The following is an 18,868-nucleotide window of genomic DNA, read 5'->3' on the forward strand; positions in this document are numbered from 1 at the left end:
GTGCCCTTAGTCCTGGCCGAGGCCGGCGGCGGAGGTCTTTGTGCCGGTGACCTCGTTCAGGGCGCGCAGGTCGAAAATGCCGTTGAGGTCCGCGGCCTTGGTGGTGCCGGCGTCCACGCCGTCCTGGAGCAGTTTCTTGTAGGTTGACGCCAGCGGGTCGGTGGTGAAGGTGATGTTCTGCAGGGAACGGGCGATCACGTCCGCGGCCAGCGGCTTGCCCGCGCTGTCCTTCAGGGCGGCGTTGATCACGGAAGCCTTCTCGGCGGCCGGGGCGGTGTTGAGCCAGTCCACCGCCGCCACGTGGCCCTTCAGCAGGGCGGTGACGGTTTCGGGGTGCTCGGCGGCGAACTTCTTGTTCACGATCAGCACGGTGGTGACGAACTCGCCCTTGGCCCACAGGTCCTTCTCGTCCACCAGCACCTTGGCCCCGGCCTGCAGGACCAGGCGGGAGGCCCAGGGCTCGGGGACCCAGGCGCCGTCGATCTTGCCGTCCTGGAACAGCTTCAGGGTCTGGGCGTTCTCGGTCGGGTTGATGTTCACGTCCCCGCTGCCGTCGGTGGAGGTCTTGTAGCCCTGCTTCAGCAGCCAGGCCCGCAGCGCGACGTCCTGGGTGCCGCCCAGCTGCGGGGAGGCCAGGGTCTTGCCCTTCAGCTCCGCCGCGGTCTTGATCCCGGGCTTGACGACCAGCTGGGCGCCGCCGGCGGCGGCGCCGGCGATGATCCGGATGGATTCGCCGTTGCTCTTGACGAAGGAGTTGATGGCCGGGTTCGGGCCGATGTAGGTGGCATCGATCGCGCCGGCGTTCAGGGCCTCGATCGCGGCCGGGCCGGCGTTGAAGACCTGGGTGCTGAGCTTGGTGGCGCCGAGTTCCTTGGCGATGAGTCCCTTGCTGACACCGACCAGGGCCGGGGCGTGGGTGACGTTGCCGAAGTAGCCCAAGCGCAGTTCCGCCGCCGGGGAGGTGCCCGCGGCGGCCGGGGCCTCGTTGTTCCGGGCCACGGCCGAGGCCACCGCGGCGCCGGCGCCGATCAGCAGGGCCAGGCCGACGGCGATGCCCACCTTCAGGCCGCGCCCGGCCTTGGGCTTGTTGCTCTCACCGGCGACAATCCGGACAGTGCCGCGGTCTTGCTCGGGGGTCTGTGACATTTGAAATTCCTTTGGAGATGTTGCGGGATCAGGGCTGATTAATCAGGTCCCGCAACATCGCCCTGGAAGGGCAGGCAAGGACCAGTCCGTCATGGTCATGGATTCACAGTAGGGACTGGCCTGTTTGCCGTTCAACGGCGTGGAAACCGGGGGTCACGCAACTTCATCCGGCGTCACATACCGGTTTTGTGTCACCTCCCGGCGATGGCCCGGATATCCGGGCGCTCCTGCCAGGGATGCGGCCCGTCGAGGGGCCGGAAATCGACGCCGGCCGCCGCCAGCCGGTCCAGGTGGTCGGACTTGAGGCGTCCGATGAAATTCGAGTAATCCCGTTGTTCACTCCAAGCCACTTCGGCGAAGGCGCTCAGCCGCGGGTACGTGTTGTAGTCGCGGATTTCCTGGGTATCCAGGTACTCGGTCCACAGCTGCGCCTGGATACCGGTAACAGCGGATCCGCCGGTTTCGGCGGCCGCGAGCACTTCCTGTGTCAGCGGTTCAAAGGAATACAGCTTCTCGGTGGAAAGCATCGGCCGGCATCCGCTGGGTTCGCGGGGATCATCGTTCTCGCGGAAGTCCAGGTAGAGGTGCGACATGCAGGAAATGGTGGTGTCGTAGCCGGCGGCCAGGCTGTCGACCACCGTGCCCAGTCCGCCCCAGCCGTTGACCACCGCGCTCTTGGGCAGGGTGGAGCTGACGGCCTCGTGCCACACCCCGGCCCGCCGGCCGTGAGCCTCCACATAGGCGGAGAGCTGGCCGAGGAACCAGCCGTGCAGCAGTTCCACCGATTCCAGGCCGAGCTCCTTGGCCCGCAGCTTCACCGATTCCGAGGCATGCCAGCGCTCGTAGGGAACCTCGTCCCCGCCAAGGTGGATGATGGGCGCATCGAAGACGTCCATGACCGTGTCCAGCACCGTCCGGAAGAAGTCCAGGGTGTACTCGGAAGGGTCGAGAATGCAGTCGTTGACGCCCCAGCCGCCCCAGACCTGCACCTCAGGGGCGTCGACGCCGAGCCGCGGGTAGGCGGCGATCGCGGCCACGGAATGCCCCGGAAGGTCGATTTCCGGGATGATCGTGACGCCGCGTTCCCTGGCGTAGGCCACCGCTTCGCGCAGCTCGTCCAGGCTGTAGCAGCCGCCGTGCGGGCGCCCGCTCATGAAGCGGCCGTCCTCGGTGTAGTAGAGCATCGTGTCCGAGCGCCAGGAGGAGATCTCCTTGAGCCGTGGAAGGGCCGGGATATCGATCCGCCAGCCCTGGTCGTCGGTGAGGTGGAGGTGGAGGGCGTTGAGCTTGTGCGCCGCGGCAAGGTCGATGAAGCGCAGCAGCTCGTTCATGGGCATGAAGTGCCTGGCGACGTCCAACAGCACGCCGCGGAAGCTGAAGACGGGCGCGTCGTCGATGTCCACATTGGCCAGTTCAACGGGCTCGTCCGCGCCCACCGGGGCGGGCGCGAAGGCGCGGGCTCCCGCCAGCTGGCGCAGGGTCTGGGCCGCGTTGAGGACACCTTCGCGGCCGGCGGCGGCAATCCGCACGCCGCCGCCGACCGCAAGCCGGTAGGCGCCCGGGCGGAGGTCGGGGTCTTCGCTGACTGTCAGCCAGGCCCCAGCCCTTGAATCAGCCCCTGCCAGCGAGTCAGCGGGGACCAGGCTGGTGTCCAGCCAGTCCTCAAGGGAGCGGATGAGCCATTTCCCCAGGGGCAGGAAGGAATCCACCGTGACAACCGCCGGAACGGCGGTGCTGCCGGGCCGTTCGCTGACAGATCTGGGCTGCGGAACAAGGGCGGGCCGGGTCATCAGTGGTCCTCGGGGTAGGTGGTGGGCGCCCGGTAGGCGATCTCCGGCACGCTTTCGGCGCCGGTCCTGAAGCCGTCGACGGCGGCCAGCCGGGCGCCGTCGTGCCCTCCATCAAAGTCGTGCCCTCCATCAAAGGCGTCCAGCTCAACGGTGAGCCGCTGCACGGTGACGGCGGGGAAGGCGTGGATGCGCTGGGAGCCGATCGTTCCGGCAGCGACGAGCGCGCCGTCGTCGCCCAGAATGCGGTGGCCGCGCACCCGCTGGCCCTCGGACAGGTCCTCGGCGAGCAGCACGTGGTCGATGGTGACGGGCTTCCCGAAGTCCAGCTCCCAGCGCCCCTCCCCGAGTTCCCGAAGGGACGCCGGCAGCGGGGTGCCGAAGCGGCGGGTGATCTCGGCACCGAACTCCCGCACGCGCTGCACGTCCTCCTCGGGGAGGAGCCCTCGGGTGTCCGGCGGCAGGTTCAGGAGCAGGTTCGCCCCCAGGCCGACCGAGCGGTAATAGATGGCCAGGAGGTGCTCGAGGGTCTTGGGTTCCTCGTCCTGCTGCCAGAACCAGCCGCGGCGGATCGAGACATCGCACTCCGGCGGCAGGTACAGGGCCTCCTCCAGCCTGGTGGTGACCACGGTGTAGTTGGAGAAGTCCGTCTGCTCCACCACGTACTCCACAGGGTCGGCGGCCAGGCCGTCCTCGTTGCCCACCCAGCGGATGGTCGGCTGGCCCATGTTGAACACCATGGCGCCGGGCTGCAGTTCCTCGATCAGGGCGCCGATCCGGGCCCAGTCGTATTCGTGGCCCTCGGAGCCGGCGCCGTCGAACCATAGTTCGTGCAGTTCCCCGTAGTTGCTGCAGAGCTCGCGCAGCTGGCCGAGGTAGAAGTCGTCGTAGGCCTTGGAGTCGGCGTAGGACTCGGCATTCCGGTCCCAGGGCGAGAGGTAGAGGCCCAGCTTCATGCCGAGTTTGCGGCACGCCTCAGCCAGCTCCGCCACGACGTCGCCCTTGCCGTCCTTCCAGGGGGACGAGGCCACCGAGTACTCCGTCAGGGCGGTAGGCCACAGGCAGAAACCGTCGTGGTGCTTGGCGGTGAGCACCACGTATTTGGCGCCGGCCTCCTGCGCGGTGCGGACCCATTGTTCGGCGTCCAGTTCCGCGGGGTTGAAGGACGAGGCCGGCAGGGTCCCGTCGCTCCACTCCTTGCCGTGGAAGGTGTTGATGCCGAAGTGGAAGAAGACGCCCATCCGGTCCGCCTGCCAGGCGAGTTGTGCGGGGGTGGCTTTGATGTGGTGCATGGGGTTCACTTTCGAAGGGATCGGGAGGTGCCGATGATGTCCGTGATGCCGCGGGCGGCAAGGTATGCGGGGTCCGCGGCGCGGCTTTCCAGCACCAGCGCAGGCGGTTGACCCGCGACGGCGGCTTGCAGCCAGGTGTCGAAGAACTCCCCCGTGACGGCGTAGCGGCCGCGCCCCGCCGTGCTGTGTTCGTCGTCGAGCGCGATCACCATGGCGTCCTTGCGCACGACGGCGGCTGGCGGCGTGCGCCGCAACTCACCCGCCAGCCCGGCGACGGCGAGCCCGGCCGGCTTGGGCCGGCGGTCACTGTCCAGCAGGCCGAGCGAGTATTCGAGTTCCGGGAAGTCCCCCAGCCCGCGGCTGACATCGTGGGAGCACCACCAGGTGATGCCCCAGAGGTTCGGGCTGCCCACGAGGTTCCGGACGGTGGCGGCGGCGAAATCCGCGGCGTCCCCGGCGGCAACCCAGGGGGCCGGTGCGCCGACTTCCTGGACCCAGACAGGGCGGGCCGGGTCTGCCGCGAAGGCTGTGACGAACTGGACGAGGTAGTCCGCGAAGTGCACCAGGGCCGGGTGGTGTTCGCCGTAGCGTTGGCCGGCGCCGCCGAACACCCAGGAATGCACGGTGCTCACGTCGCCGAGGGTTGCTGCATGGCGCGCGGTGAAGGGCATGTCCTCGTTGAACAGGGCCGAGTCGTCAAAGGAATGCTGGTGGGTTCCACCGGGCCAGGCGGCTTTGGCGGCCCCCAGCAGGGTGGAGAGCCAGTTGCCTGCCTCCTCGCCGGAGATTGCGTGGGGATCGGGATGCCACGGCGCGGCGAACTGGTTGGTTTCATTGCCCACCGTGAGCCCCAGGGCGTTGGGCCGTCCGGAGAGTTCGGCGGCGAGGGCCCGGACAAGGCCGGCCTCGGCCTCCACAACTTCCGGGTCGGTGAAGATGTTGCGGCGGTGCCAGCTGCCCACCCAGGCCGGCAGGAAATCGAAGCTGGAGAGGTGCCCCTGCAGGACGTCGACGCTGGCGTCCAGGCCGAACTCGGCCGCAATGTCCACCACGGTGGCGACGTCCTGGACCGCCTTGCGGCGGATCAGGGTGCGGCTGGGCTGGAGTTCGGGCCACAGCGGGAACACCCGGATGTGGTCGAGGCCGAGCTTCGCGATCGATTCGAGGTCACGGCGGACCTCGTCGGCGCTGAAGTCCTGCCAGCTGTGGAACCAGCCGCGGCTTGGCGTGTAGTTGGCGCCCAGCCGCAACGGCCGGGCGCCCTCCGGATTCGTTTCTTCCTGCACTGGCTCCCCGATGGTTCGGCGTCAGACTGCGATCGTCAGTCGAGCATAAACATCCGATGTCTGGGCGTCAAGCATTCGAACATGCTTGAACAGGCCGGGGAAACCATCCGCTTCCGAAGCAAACATCCGGCGTCTGGTGAAAGCAAAAACCGCAGCTTGTTCGCGGTACCGGAGCGTGTTGCTCCGGTTCCACTAACAAGCTGCGGTCTAGGCAGCCAGGCTGGAAGCGGGCGGGATCAGATGACGTAGCGCTCGTCTTCGTGGTCGCCCGGGTGGTCCTTCACGAGGCCGGCGGCAAGGGTGTTGCCGTCCAGCGGATCGATCACCAGGAACGCGCCTGTGCGGCGGTGGCGCAGGTAGTTTTCCACCGGCAGCGGCGCGGCCAGGCGGAGCTGGGCGTGTCCGATGTCGTTGAGCTCCAGGGTGGAGGTTTCCTCGACGTTGAAGGTGCCAAGGTCCAGCTTGCCGCTGACGTTGCGCACCAGAGCCTGGACCGTGCGGGTGCCGTGCTTGACCAGTACCTTGGCGCCTTCGCGCAGCGGCTTCGGCGACAGCCAGCACAGGGAGGCGTACAGGTCCGCGGTGCTGTCCGCGACCGTGCCGGCGGCGGCGATCGTGTCGCCGCGGGCGATGTCGATCTCCTCGGCCAGGCGGATCGCAACGGACTGCGGGGCCGCGGCTTCCTGGAGTTCCCGGCCCGCGAAGTCGATGCCGGTGACGGTGGTGTTCCGGGGTTCGTGGCCAGGGCTCAGCACGGTGACCTGGTCGCCCACCTTCACCGAACCTTCGGTGATCTGCCCGGCGTAGGCGCGGTAGTCGCGGTACGCTTCGACGTCGAGCCCGCCGGCCACGGCGTCCGGCGCCAGGGCGCCCTGCGGACGGATGACCAGCTGCACCGGGAAGCGGAAGCTTTCCAGGTGGCTTTCCAGCTCGTCGGCGGCCGGCAGGGTTTCCAGGACCTCGAGCAGGGCGGGGCCGGTGTACCAGGGGGTGCGGTCCGAGCGGTCCACCACGTTGTCGCCGTCGAGCGCGGACACCGGGACCACCAGGACATCGCTGATGCCGTCTGCGCCGATGCCCAGGTCACGGGCCACCTGCTGCACGTCGGCTTCGATCTCGCGGAACACGGATTCGCTGAAATCGACCAGGTCGATCTTGTTCACGGCCACGATCACGTGGGCGACGCGCAGCAGCTGCAGCACGGACAGGTGGCGGCGGGTCTGCTCCAGGACGCCCTTGCGGGCGTCGATGAGCACGACGACGGCATCGGCGGTGGACGCGCCCGTGACCGTGTTCTTGGTGTACTGCACGTGGCCCGGGCAGTCCGCCAGGATGAAGCTGCGGCGGTCCGTGGCGAAGTAGCGGTACGCGACGTCGATGGTGATGCCCTGTTCGCGCTCGGCGCGCAGGCCGTCGGTCAGCAGGGCGAGGTCGATGCCACCCTTGTCGCCGCCGAAGCCGCGGTCCGCGGAGGTGCGGGCTACGGCGTCGAGCTGGTCTGCGAGGATCGCCTTGGAGTCGTGCAGGAGGCGGCCCACCAAGGTGGACTTGCCGTCGTCGACGGATCCGGCGGTGGCGAAGCGGAACAGCGTGGATTCGCGCAGGCCGCTTTCAAGCAATGCGGTTTCGGTGCTCATTAGAAGTAGCCGTCCTTCTTGCGGTCTTCCATGGCGGCCTCGGAGATGCGGTCATCTGCGCGGGTGGCGCCACGTTCGGTGAGGGTGGAGGCAGCGACTTCAACAACGACGTCGGCCACGGTGTAGGCGTCGGATTCGACCGCACCGGTGCAGGACATGTCGCCCACCGTGCGGTAGCGGACGGTCTTGGTGATGACTTCCTCGTGCGGCAGCGGCTGGGACACTTCGCCCACTGCACGCCACATGCCGTCACGGGCGAAGACCTCACGCTCGTGGGCGTAGTACAGGCTAGGGAGCTCGATATTCTCACGCTCGATATAGCGCCAGATGTCCAGCTCGGTCCAGTTGCTGATCGGGAAGGCACGGACGTGCTGGCCCACGGTGTGGCGGCCGTTGTAGAGGTTCCACAGCTCGGGGCGCTGGTTGCGCGGGTCCCACTGGCCGAACTCGTCACGCAGGGACAGGATCCGCTCCTTGGCGCGGGCCTTGTCCTCGTCGCGGCGGCCGCCGCCGAAGACGGCGTCGAACTTGTTGCTCTGGATGGCATCCAGCAGCGGCACGGTCTGCAGCGGGTTGCGGGTTCCGTCGGCGCGTTCGGCGAGCTCGCCCCGGTCGATGAACTCCTGCACGGAGCCGACCACGAGCTTCAGGCCCAGACGCTCCACGGTGCGGTCGCGGAAGTCGATGACCTCCGGGAAGTTGTGGCCGGTGTCCACATGCAGCACCGGGAACGGCACCTTACCGGGCCAGAACGCCTTGGTGGCCAGGTGCAGCATCACCACGGAGTCCTTGCCGCCGGAGAACAGCAGCGCGGGCTTCTCGAACTCGGCGACGACTTCGCGGATGATGTGGATTGCCTCGGACTCGAGGGTATCCAGGGAGCTCAAACGGGTCGAGACGGCGGCTTCGGTCACCTGCGTGGGCTCCTCGGTTGTGTAAGTGCTCATGTGTGTAGTCCGCATTCTGTCTTGTCGGTTCCTGACCAGCGGCCGGCGCGGGGGTCTTCGCCCGGGGCGACCTTCCGGGTGCAGGGCTGGCATCCGATCGACGGGTAGCCCTGGCTGAGGAGCGGGTTGACGGGAAGGATGTTGTCCTCGGAATACTCGACCAGCTGGTCGAAAGTCCAGTCGACCATCGGGTTCACCTTGACCAGGCCGAAGGACTCATCCCAGGTGACAACCGGCGTGTTGGTCCGGGTGGGGCCCTCGTCGCGGCGCACGCCGGTGAACCAGACCTCATAGCCTGCCAGCGAGCGGCGCAGCGGCTGGACCTTGCGGAGGGCGCAGCACTGGGCGGCGTCGCGGGCGAAGAGGTCCTTGCCCAGGAGCCGGTCCTGCTGTTCCACGGTGTTCTCCGGCAGCACGTCCACCACGTTCACCCGCAGGTTCGCGGCGACCTCGTCACGCGTGGCGTAGGTCTCCGGGAAGTGGTAGCCGGTCTCCAGGAACAGCACCTCGACGCCGGGGATCTGGTCCGCGACCAGCGCCGGCAGGACGGCGTCCGCCATGGAGCAGGCCACCGCGACGGCTGGCAGCTCGAAGTTGCGCGCCACCCAGGCGATGATCTCCTGGGCCGGGGCGTTCCAGCCCAGCTCCTCGGCACCGGCTTCGGCCAGTGCCTTGAGGTCTTCGACGGTGCGCTTGGTGGCTACGCTCACTGGAGGTCTCCTTCATCGGCCGTGTGCGCCCATTCGGCGAAGGTCTGGCCTTCGGCGCCGACGGCCACGAACTTCCGGACGACACGCTCGACGTAGTCGGGCAGGTCATCGGCGGTGACCTTCAGGCCGCGGACGGTACGGCCTAGGCCGGCCTCGGCGCGGTCGTTGTTGGCCAGCCCGCCGCCCAGGTGCACCTGGAAGCCCGGGGTGGGATCGCCGTCGGGGGTCGGCAGCATCATGCCCTTCAGTCCGATGTCCGCCGTCTGGATACGGGCGCAGGAGTTGGGGCAGCCGTTGATGTGCAGGGACAGTGCCTGCGGAAGCTGCTTGCTCTCCACGAGGTCGGCCAGGCGGGACTCCAGCTCGGCGATCGCCGTGGCGGCCGTGGCCTTGGTTTCCACGATGGCCAGCTTGCAGAACTCGATGCCGGTGCAGGCGATGGTGCCGCGGCGGAACACGGACGGGCGGGCGGACAGGCCCAGGGTGTCCAGTTCGGCCACGAGCGGTTCGACCTGTTCCTTCTCCACGTCCAGCACCACGAGCTTCTGGTGCGGGGTGGTGCGCAGGCGCTTGGAGCCGTGGGCTTCCAGGGTGTCGGCGAGCTTCACCAGGATCGAGCCGGAAACCCGGCCGACGGTGGGGGTGACGCCGATGAAGAACTTGCCGTCCTTCTGTTCGTGGATTCCCACGTGGTCGCCGGGAGCGGAAGGCTTGGGCGCGGCGGGGCCGTCCGGAAGCTTGAAGCCGAGGTATTCCTCTTCGAGGACCTGGCGGAACTTGGCCGGGCCCCAGTCGTTCATGAGGAACTTCAGGCGGGCCTTGGTGCGCATGCGGCGGTATCCGTAGTCGCGGAAGATGCTGGTGACGCCCAGCCATACTTCGGCGGCCACGTCCGCGGAAACGAACACGCCCAGGCGCTCGGCCAGGCGCGGGTTGGTGGACAGGCCGCCACCCACCCAGAGGTCGTAGCCGGCGCCGAGTTCGGGGTGCACCACGCCCACCAGGGCGAAGTCGTTGATCTCGTGCACCACGTCCTGGGACGGATGGCCAGTGATGGCGGTCTTGTACTTGCGCGGCAGGTTGGCCAGCTCCGGGTCGCCGATGAAGCGCTCGGAGAGTTCGTGGATCAGCGGCGTGGGGTCGATGATCTCGTCCTTGGCGATGCCGGCCACCGGGGAGCCGAGGATGACGCGGGGCACGTCGCCGCAGGCTTCGGTGGTGGACAGGCCCACGGCTTCCAGCCGGCGCCAGATTTCCGGGACGTCCTCGACCCGGATCCAGTGCAGCTGGACGTTCTGGCGGTCCGTGAGGTCCGCGGAGTCGCGGGCGAACTCCACCGAGATTTCGCCGATGACGCGCAGCTGCTCGGTGGTGAGGGCGCCGCCGTCGATGCGGACGCGCAGCATGAAGTATTTGTCTTCGAGCTCGTGCGGTTCGAGGGTGGCGGTCTTGCCGCCATCGATCCCGGGCTTGCGCTGGGTGTAGAGGCCCCACCAGCGGAAGCGGCCGTGCAGATCGGTGCCGTCGATCGAGTCGAAGCCGTTCTTGGAGTAGACGGACTCGATACGCTCACGGACGTTCAGCCCGTTGTCTTCCTGCTTCCAGGTTTCGTTGGCATTGAGCGGCGTGGTGCCGTCTACCTTCCACTGGCCGTGGGGTTTTGCGGCAGGGCGGGACGGGCGGGCCGGGCGCTTCGGGGCAGCCTGGTCCGCGGACGCTCCGGCTAGAGCAGTATCAGTCATGCATCGACTTTAGGTGGGCCCGTATTTGACCAACAATGACGCGGGAAACGAAGAGTCACCTTGGGAAACATTTCGTCACGAACACGCCGTGGCCCTTGCATTGGCGCGGTCGGCCTGCTGCCGCCGGAGGCTCCTGCGGGTGCCTTTAGCCGCGCTTGGCGACGGCGGCGTCGTAACGTTCCAGAGCAATCTCCGCGAGCACCGGCGAGGGCAGTACCGGCGCCGTAACAATGTCGGCCTCCGCCTTGAACAGCTGGTCGTGGAAGTAGCCGGTCGCGAGCAGGTAGGAGGACACCACCACACGACCCGCTCCCCCGTCCGCCGCCACGTCACCAGAGGCGAGCTCAGCACGCAGGGCCGCGACGCCGTCGGGCACGTTCGGCTGGGCGCTGGCGCCGTAGGCGACCCGCACCCTGTTCGGCAGCAGCGCGGCGAGCAGCCGCGCCTGCTCCTCGGAATCAACGGAGCCGTCCGGCAGCGAGGAGCCCGCGGCGGCCAGCAGCACGCCGTCGTCCTCGCGCAGTCCGGCCTCCCGTAGCCGCTCTGCGAGCAGTTCCGCCAGCCGCGGGTCCGGGCCCAGCGGCGGCGCCGCGGTGACCTCAGGACGGGCCTTGATCGCCTTGGGGATGTCCACCTTCACGTGGTAGCCGGTGCCAAGCAGCAGCGGAACGACGACGGCGGCCGTCCCCTCCGGCAGGCCCGCCACCACCCCGGACAGCTCCGGTTCCTGCACGTCCACATAGGCCTCGACGACCTGCAGTCCCGGACGCAGCGCCTCGATCTCGGCGAGGACCTGGCGGATGGCTGCCTGGCCTTCGGCGTTGCGGGTTCCGTGGGCACAGGCGATCAGGACGGGATTGCTCATTCCCCCAGCGTAACGTTGGGTCAGGACTTGTCCGCCAAGATGACATTCCCCCGATGACGAGGAGACGCGCGCGTGTTCAGCTTTGACCTGGCCTTGGTGTGGCTGGATCTGGCAGGTGTGTTCTTCTTCGCCGTATCGGGCTCGCTGCTGGCCGCCCGCAAGCAGTTCGACATCATTGGTTCGCTCCTGTTGGCCAGCCTCGTGGCGCTTGGCGGCGGGGTCATCCGGGACATCATCATCGGCACCGGTATTCCCGCGGCCTTCAGCAACCCCGTATACCTGCTGCCGCCCGTGCTCGCCGCCGGACTGGTGTACTTCCTGTTCTTCAGCGTCCAGCGCTTCACCTCCCTGCTCACCCTGTTCGACGCGGGCGGGCTGGCCCTGTTCTGCATCACCGGCACCATCAAGGCCCTGGTGGCCGGGCTGAACCCGGTGGCCGCCGTACTCCTGGGCGTGACGACGGCGGTGGGTGGCGGTGTGCTGCGGGACATCACCGCCAACGAAGTCCCGTCGCTTTTCAACGACCGCGACCTGTATGCCCTGCCGGCCTTCCTGGGGGCCGCACTGACCGCGTGGCTCTGGCACAGTGGCACCTTCAACGGGGCCAGCGCGGGCCTCGTTGCTGCCGCCGTGTTCCTGTTCCGCGTGGCAGCCTGGCACTACGGATGGCGGGTTCCGCTGGCCGTGCGGGGCTGGTACCGGACAGGCCAGGGCACCAAGGTCAAGGTCCGCCAGCGGAAGAAATTCCGCCGCTCCTGATTGGCTAGGATGGAAGCCATGACTGACATGTTCCTCGAGAAGTTCCGCGCGCTTGTTCCAAAGTATCTCGAGGACGAATGGCAGGAGGAGGACGGCCTGAGCCAGGCCGAGCTGGATGAGGCCCTTTCCGCCCACACTTTCACCATCCCGCTGGTGCTGCGCGAGTTCTATCTCGCCCTGGGCGGCTGTGAAGACCTCATGGAGGCCTACCACTACTTCTGGGACCCCGAGGAACTCGAGGTGGACGACGAAGGCTTCCTGATGTTCCTCGAGGACGAGGAGGAGCGCTTCACCTGGGGCTTCCGGGTGTCCGAGCTCAGCGTCCCGGACCCCATCGTGTGGCGCCGGAACAACGTCCGCGGGCAGTGGAAGAGCGAGGACGGGACGTTCTCCGAGTTCGTCTTCGACATGTTCGACTGGGCCTTCAGCGACGAGGACTAGGGGCCGAGGGGCTCACGCTGCTGCCTTCCTGACCCTTTTTGAACCCGATAGGGCCGCGAAAAGCCTCTCCAACGGCGCGTCGCGGCCCTTGCCGTGTCAATCAGGGTCAGGAAGAAACCGCGAATGCCGCGCCGAGGCAAACGCTCCAGCCTCCCTCAGGCGCAGGACGGTGAGCACCTGGGCGACCATGCGCCCCGGGTGGTGCACGACGTCGTCGTAGTAGTACCGCAAAGGCAGCAATCCGGCCCTCAATGCCGCATTGTTCCGCCGCTGGTCCTTCTTGACCTGCCGCGGCTCCATGTGGCTGCCGCCGTCGAGCTCCACCGCCATGCAGTCCTCAATCAGGCAGTCGACCTCGCCCACGCCCGGCACCTGGGCATGCATGCGGACCCTGAGGCCCGCCCGGATGAAATGGGTGCGGGCCAGGACCTCCGTCAAGGAATCCGCCCGCGGAATCACAAGGTCCAGCACCGCGCGGGCGGCGCCATTGCGGTTCCCGGGAAGCTTCCGCCTCAGGAATTCCACAGTGATGTTCCCTTGGCTGACGGCGGATTGCACCATCACCAGGGCTTCGAACTCAGGCAGGCACCGTAAGGCATGGAGGAGCACGTCGGCCAGCCCCGCCACGGGCAGGTAGGGGTGGGCACGATGCCTACATGTCGCATGGTCCACGACGTTCGCCTTGGGGATCCCGTTCCCGCAACTCAAATGGAGCGCTCCGGACTCTTGCGGCGTCCCGGGCTCGCGCAACTGCCATAGACCGTAAACCCGGCTTGCCGAGATGCAGGTCAGTTTCGCATTCGCCTGCACCGCAGCAAGAATCGCCCGGTCCGGCTTGTCGACGGCGTAAACGCCACTGCGGATAAGGGTCAAGCGGCCGTGCTGGAGGGCCTTCGACAGCTCCGTCCAGGAAAATCCGGCCTTTCGGAGCTGCGCCGTTCGGGCCACTCCGCCCCGCTTACAGACAAATTGAACGGGCTCCATGTGACGACTTCACCAGCCGCCGGACTGGTTTGTCCGCGCCGGGACCTCCTATGTGAATAACCGGCCCGTTCCTGACCCTTTTTCACGGTCTTCGAGGTGCATCCTGCCGCCGGGCGGGCGCGTCGCACGGGACGCCAGGGCAAACACGGTCAGGATGGCGTCCACCCGACGCCGAAATGAGTATTGACCGCCAAGGTTGCGTTTATGACAAAGTTGTCATAAGCTGTTTCACGGATTCACTAAATGCCTCCGGTGGGTCTGATGCGAACGGAGATTATGGCCCCGGTTTCGCGCAACGCTTGACTTGTAGCGTTGCGGGAAGCCGGGGTCATTCCGTTTAACCAGCACCCGTTAGACACCAGCGCCCGTTAGACAGCAGCGCTCAACTGACTGGCAATTGTTGTCGTTCTGGGCACTCAAAACGACAACAACTGCGAGCCAGTTGGGCGTCAAACAGGAAACTAGCTGCTGCGCTCCACCACGGCGTGCGCGAAGTTGGTCAGCGAATCCTTCACCACGCCCTCAGGCAGCGGCGCCAGGGCGGCAACGGCTTCGGCGGCCCACTGGCGGGCAATCACCCAGGACTCGGCGGTGACGGGGTGCTCGCGCAGCCCCGCAACAGCCTCGGCCAGCGCCGAATCCGAAGACAGGTCGCCGTCCACCAGCGTGAGGAGTTCGACGGCGGACTGGTCACCGTTCGCCGCGGCCTTGCGGAGCAGCAGGACCGGAAGGGTCGGCACGCCTTCACGCAGGTCGGTGCCCGGGGGACTTGCCGGACTTGACCTTGACGCCGGTGACGTCGATGACGTCGTCGGCCAGCTGGAAGGCAACGCCAACCTTTTCGCCGTACTCAACGAGCACGTCCTCGAAGGCTTCGTCGGCCCCGGCGAAAATGGCGCCGAGCTGGCCGGAAGCAGCCACAAGGGACCCGGTCTTGTCGGCGATGACGGACAGGTAGTGCGCCACGGGATCTTCGTCCTCACGCGGACCGACGGTCTCGTGCAGCTGGCCCAGGCACAGGCGCTCAAAGGTGCGGGCCTGGATGCCCAGGGCGCGCGAACCGAGCTCGGAAACCAGGATCGAGGCGCGGGCGAAGATGAGGTCCCCGGTGAGGATCGCCACGGAGTTGCCCCACACTTCGTGCGCCGTGGGTGCACCGCGGCGGAAGGGCGCGGAGTCCATCACGTCGTCGTGGTAGAGCGTGGCCAGGTGCGTCAGTTCGACGACGACGGCGGCCTGCACTACTTCGGGCCGGGAGGCGTCGCCCAGATGCGCGCACAGCAGGGTCAGCAACGGCCGAATGCGCTTGCCGCCGGCTTCCACCAGGTGACGCGACGTTGCGTCCGCCAGGGGATCCGAGTTGGCGATGGCCTCGCGGAGCTGCTTCTCCACGCGGGCGAGGTTGGTGGTGATGGCGGGGCCCAGCTCGGCGTCGGCGGCGATGGCGGCGAATCCGGCGGGGAGCTGCAGTCCCGTGGCGATCGCGGTGGTGCTGGGAGCGGGTTCCGCAGTGTCGGGCAGTCCGTGCCCGGCGTGCGTCCAGCTGTGTTCGGCAGAGTGAGTCACAGGCTTAACCCTAACTAGTCGTTGCGGAAACCGCGGTGTCGGAGCCGGCGGCGTTCAAAGCGCCAGTGTTGGAGGTGGCTGGCACCAGGGCTTCAAGGACCCGGATCACACGGTCTTCGAAGCCCTTGGCGGAGGAGTCGGTGAGGTTGGCGAGCAGGCGCACCACGAAGCGCATGAGCAGCGGGATGGGCATGCCCGTCCGCAGCGCGAGCTTCATGACAGCGGGCTTGCCGATGAGCGTGGCGAAGGCCCTGCCCAGGGTGAAGTGCGATCCCCACTGCTCCCGCACATAGTCCGCGTACCGCGCGAGGTGCGCATCGGCGTCGTACGTTCCGCCGGCGGAAACGGCGCGGGCGGAAGCGTCGATGATGAACTCCGCGGCGAAGCGCGCGGACTCCATGGCGTAGGAGATGCCCTCGCCGTTGAACGGGGACACCATGCCGCCGGCGTCGCCTAGCAGGAGGAGCCCGGGCGAATAGTGCGGGGTGCGGTTGAAGCCCATGGGCAGCGCGGCGCCGCGGATCTCGCCCACCTGGTTTTCCGGGGTGAAGCCCCATTCGGCGGGCATGCCGGCGGTCCATTCGCGCAGGACCTGCTTGTAGTCCAGCTTGCCGAACTCCTTGGAGGAGTTCAGGATGCCCAGACCCACATTGGAGGTGCCGTCGCCGACGCCGAACACCCAGCCGTAGCCTGGCAGCGGCTTGCCGGACTTGCCAGGAAGTTCGAGCCAGCCCTCCATCCAGTCGTCATCAGTGCGCGGCGAGGTGAAGTAGGTGCGGACGGCGACGCCGAGCGGCCGGTCATCGCGCTTGTGCATTCCCAGCGACACCGCCGTCCGGGTGGAGTTGCCGTCGGCGGCAAGGACGACGTCGGCATGGAAGTCGCGCGTTTCGCCGGTCTTGCGTCCGGAGTCGTCAAGGATGGCGGCCCGTGCGCCGATAACGCGCCCGTCCTCCGCCCGCAGCGCCTCGGTGACACTGTGCCGTTCCAGCACGACGGCGCCCGCGGCCTGGGCGTGCCGGGCCAGTTCCTCGTCGAAGCCCAGGCGGGTGCGGATCAGGCCGTAGCCGGGGAAATCCGAAACCTCGGGCCAGGGCAGTTCGATGGTGCGGCCGCCCGCGATGAGGCGCAGGCCCTTGTTGCGCCGCCAGCCGTCCGCTTCGGCGTGCGGCAGGCCAAGCTTCTGGATTTCACGGACGGCACGCGGGGTGAGGCCGTCGCCGCAGACCTTTTCCCGCGGGAAGCTGGTCTTTTCCAGCACGGTCACCTCGACACCGGCGCGGGCAAGGTAATACGCGGCGGTGGACCCGGCGGGCCCGGCGCCAACAATCAGTACGTTCACGACGTCCTTGTTTAAGGGAAGGCTTTCGGAGGGAACTAGGAGGCGCGGCGCGGCTTGAGCTGGCGGCGCAGCTTGGCCACCGGAACACTGTCCGCGTGCCCGGCGGCCGGCTTCCGGGCCCGGTGCACGGCCACGATGCCGCCGCTGAGGTTGCGGTAGGTGACATCCTGCCAGCCGGCTTCCTGCAGCCACGCGGCCAGGTGGTCCTGGTCCGGCCAGGCGCGGATGGACTCGGCGAGGTAGACGTAGGCATCCGGGTTGGAGGAGACCTTGGTGGCGATGGCCGGCAGGGCACGCATCAGGTATTCGGTGTACATCGTGCGCCACAGCGGCACCACCGGGGCGGAGAATTCGGCGATTACCAGGCGCCCGCCCGGCTTGGTCACGCGCAGCATTTCCGCAAGCGCCTTGTGCGGTTCGTTGACGTTGCGCAGGCCGAAGGAAATGGTGGTGGCGTCAAAGCTGTTGTCCGCGAAGGGAAGGTTGGTGGCGTCGCCGGCCACGAAGTTGATGTCAGGGCGGCGGCGCTTGCCCACCTTAAGCATCCCGAGGGAGAAATCGCAGGCGACGACGTCGACCCCGGCGTCGGCGTACGGCTCGCTGGAGGTTCCGGTTCCGGCGGCGAGATCGAGGACCCGCTGCCCCTGCTTTGCGTCCACGGCTTCGACGACCACCCGGCGCCAGCGCCGGGTCTGCCCCATGGAGAGGACATCGTTCACGACATCGTATTTGGGGGCGACATCGTCAAACATCGTCGCAACTTCGTCCGGACGCTTTTCCAAGGATGCTCGGTTCACCCAGCAATTGTCTCAGACAATCCCCGGAGTACTGTTGTTCCATCATGACGAGCACGCTCCGCACCTTGACAGTCCCCCTCGATGAAGACGCCACCGCCGGGGGGCTGCCGTCGTTTCTGGTGCGGGACGACGCCCTCTGCTGGACCCGTCGCGAGGACGGCCTGGTGGCCTTCGGCGAACTCACCCGCTTCACCGGCAGCGGACCCGAGCGCTTCCTCGAGGCCGATATCTGGTGGCGGCACATGGTGATCGAAGCCGAGATCACCGACCATGTCGGCATTCCCGGCACCGGCCCCCTCGCGTTCGGAACCTTCGCCTTCTCGAAGACTTCGCCGTTCGAGTCCCGGCTGATCCTGCCGGAAATCGTGGTGGGCATCCGCGACGGACGCTCCTGGCTCACCCAGTTGACCCTCGACGACGTCGAACTCACCGAAGCCGGTGCCCGCGCCGCCCTGGCGGGCTGGCTTGATGTCCCGGATACCGGACTCGAGGCAGCCACCGGCGGCAGCACCGGCGTCGGGCAGTCCTTCACGCTGAAAAGCGGTTCGCTGAGCGAAGAGGACTGGAAGCAGGCGGTGGCGGACGGCGTTGCCGAAATCCGCACCGGTAAGCTCGAAAAGCTGGTGCTGGCGCGCGACGTCGTGGCCACCCTGCCCGACGGCGTGCGGGCCGCGGGAGTGCTGCGCGAACTGACGCGCAACTACCGGGAATGCTGGACCTACGGCGTGGACGGACTGGTGGGCGCGACCCCCGAAATGCTGATCCAGGTGGAGGGGCGCACCGCGCAGGCACGGGTGCTGGCCGGAACGCTGGACCGGCGCGACGCCGAGGGCGTGGACGGCTCCCCCATGGAATACGCCGAGCGGGTGCTAGCCGGATCGGAGAAGCAGCGGCACGAACACGAGATCGCCATCCAGTCGCTCACCACCCAACTGGCACCCTTCTCCGAGGCCCTGAACGCGCACAGTGAACCGTTCATCCTGGAACTGCCGAACGTGTGGCACCTGGCCTCCGATGTGAAGGCCGAGCTCGCCGACATCGAAGGTCACGTTCCCACCTGCCTGGCGCTGATCAACGCCCTGCACCCCACGGCCGCCGTCTGCGGCACGCCGACCACCGTGGCCGGTGAGCTGATCCGGCGCCTTGAGCACATGGACCGCGGACCGTACGCCGGGCCGGTGGGCTGGCTGGATGCGGCGGGCAACGGGGAATGGGGCATCGCCCTGCGCGGGGCGGTGATCGAGTCGCCCACCTCGGTACGGATGTTCGCGGGCTGCGGGATCGTGGAAGGCTCGGTTCCGGAAGCCGAGCTCGCCGAAACCTGGGCGAAGTTCCGCCCGATGCTCGAATCCCTGGGCATCCAGGGCTGATCGTCACCCTGCGGGGACGGGCCCCTCACTTTCCGGCCACGGAATCTGGGATTACAGACTTTGCCGTCAGGGATAGGCTTGATTTTTGGACGACTTGGTTATCCAATAGTGAAACTTAGTTTCCTGTGATGAACATCTCATGGTCGGCGCTACACTAAAGACCGATTTGCTTCGCGTCCCCCGCAACAAAAGGTAAA

At 67.5% G+C, this 18,868-nt stretch carries 15 protein-coding genes and 1 pseudogene; 3 read left to right on the forward strand and 13 right to left on the reverse strand.

From position 1 onward, the window contains the following. Positions 1-6: 6 nt before the first annotated feature. The 9 genes from ACZ9CK_RS13735 to ACZ9CK_RS13775 all read right to left on the reverse strand — a co-directional run bounded on the left by ACZ9CK_RS13735 (position 7) and on the right by ACZ9CK_RS13775 (position 11,412). A complete protein-coding gene (locus ACZ9CK_RS13735; RefSeq protein WP_476050206.1) occupies positions 7-1,146 on the reverse strand; it encodes an ABC transporter substrate-binding protein in 1,140 nt (379 codons plus the stop codon). Positions 1,147-1,337: 191 nt separating this feature from the next. Further along, complete coding sequence (locus ACZ9CK_RS13740) at positions 1,338-2,936, reverse strand: beta-N-acetylhexosaminidase (RefSeq protein ID WP_476050207.1); 1,599 nt, start codon at positions 2,934-2,936, stop codon at positions 1,338-1,340. Further along, positions 2,936-4,225, reverse strand: a complete 1,290-nt coding sequence (locus tag ACZ9CK_RS13745) for an alpha-L-fucosidase (RefSeq protein ID WP_476050208.1) — start codon at positions 4,223-4,225, stop codon at positions 2,936-2,938. The genes ACZ9CK_RS13740 and ACZ9CK_RS13745 overlap by 1 nt, the downstream gene beginning before the upstream one ends. Before the next feature lie 5 nt (positions 4,226-4,230). After that, positions 4,231-5,511: a glycoside hydrolase 5 family protein gene (locus tag ACZ9CK_RS13750; RefSeq protein ID WP_476050209.1), complete on the reverse strand. Its 1,281-nt coding sequence runs from the start codon at positions 5,509-5,511 to the stop codon at positions 4,231-4,233. A gap of 236 nt (positions 5,512-5,747) precedes the next feature. After that, positions 5,748-7,148: a sulfate adenylyltransferase subunit 1 gene (locus ACZ9CK_RS13755; protein ID WP_426299361.1), complete on the reverse strand. Its 1,401-nt coding sequence runs from the start codon at positions 7,146-7,148 to the stop codon at positions 5,748-5,750. Beyond that, complete coding sequence (gene cysD, locus ACZ9CK_RS13760) at positions 7,148-8,095, reverse strand: sulfate adenylyltransferase subunit CysD (RefSeq protein WP_426299363.1); 948 nt, start codon at positions 8,093-8,095, stop codon at positions 7,148-7,150. Before cysD ends, ACZ9CK_RS13755 begins: the two co-directional genes overlap by 1 nt. After that, positions 8,092-8,805: a phosphoadenylyl-sulfate reductase gene (locus ACZ9CK_RS13765; RefSeq protein WP_426299365.1), complete on the reverse strand. Its 714-nt coding sequence runs from the start codon at positions 8,803-8,805 to the stop codon at positions 8,092-8,094. Before ACZ9CK_RS13765 ends, cysD begins: the two co-directional genes overlap by 4 nt. Next, complete coding sequence (locus tag ACZ9CK_RS13770; RefSeq protein ID WP_476050210.1) at positions 8,802-10,547, reverse strand: nitrite/sulfite reductase; 1,746 nt, start codon at positions 10,545-10,547, stop codon at positions 8,802-8,804. The genes ACZ9CK_RS13765 and ACZ9CK_RS13770 overlap by 4 nt, the downstream gene beginning before the upstream one ends. Positions 10,548-10,692: 145 nt before the next feature. Beyond that, positions 10,693-11,412, reverse strand: coding sequence for a sirohydrochlorin chelatase (locus ACZ9CK_RS13775; protein WP_476050211.1), 720 nt, complete (start codon positions 11,410-11,412; stop codon positions 10,693-10,695). A 72-nt stretch (positions 11,413-11,484) separates the two neighbouring features. Between ACZ9CK_RS13775 and ACZ9CK_RS13780 the strand changes: the two genes are divergently transcribed. Further along, positions 11,485-12,171: a trimeric intracellular cation channel family protein gene (locus tag ACZ9CK_RS13780; RefSeq protein WP_476050212.1), complete on the forward strand. Its 687-nt coding sequence runs from the start codon at positions 11,485-11,487 to the stop codon at positions 12,169-12,171. 18 nt (positions 12,172-12,189) lie between these two features. Next, positions 12,190-12,612 carry a hypothetical protein gene (locus tag ACZ9CK_RS13785; RefSeq protein ID WP_426299373.1) on the forward strand — a complete coding sequence of 141 codons (423 nt, stop codon included), beginning with the start codon at positions 12,190-12,192 and terminating at the stop codon, positions 12,610-12,612. Between the two features lie 96 nt (positions 12,613-12,708). On the opposite strand, the gene ACZ9CK_RS13790 is transcribed toward ACZ9CK_RS13785, so the two are convergent. From ACZ9CK_RS13790 to ACZ9CK_RS13805, 4 genes and pseudogenes are all read right to left on the reverse strand, one after another. Further along, positions 12,709-13,485: an endonuclease domain-containing protein gene (locus ACZ9CK_RS13790; RefSeq protein ID WP_476050213.1), complete on the reverse strand. Its 777-nt coding sequence runs from the start codon at positions 13,483-13,485 to the stop codon at positions 12,709-12,711. 572 nt (positions 13,486-14,057) lie between these two features. Further along, positions 14,058-15,162 (reverse strand): annotated as a pseudogene (locus ACZ9CK_RS13795) (polyprenyl synthetase family protein). 10 nt (positions 15,163-15,172) lie between these two features. Further along, a complete protein-coding gene (locus tag ACZ9CK_RS13800) occupies positions 15,173-16,504 on the reverse strand; it encodes a geranylgeranyl reductase family protein (RefSeq protein ID WP_476050214.1) in 1,332 nt (443 codons plus the stop codon). A 35-nt stretch (positions 16,505-16,539) separates the two neighbouring features. Continuing rightward, a complete protein-coding gene (locus ACZ9CK_RS13805) occupies positions 16,540-17,301 on the reverse strand; it encodes a demethylmenaquinone methyltransferase (RefSeq protein ID WP_476050215.1) in 762 nt (253 codons plus the stop codon). A 44-nt stretch (positions 17,302-17,345) separates the two neighbouring features. On the opposite strand from ACZ9CK_RS13805, the gene ACZ9CK_RS13810 reads away from it, so the two are divergent. Beyond that, entirely contained in the window at positions 17,346-18,671 is a 1,326-nt protein-coding gene (locus ACZ9CK_RS13810) for an isochorismate synthase (protein WP_426299385.1), read from the forward strand. Positions 18,672-18,868: the final 197 nt, after the last annotated feature.

It is taken from the genome of Arthrobacter sp. TE26545 (genome assembly GCF_056279005.1).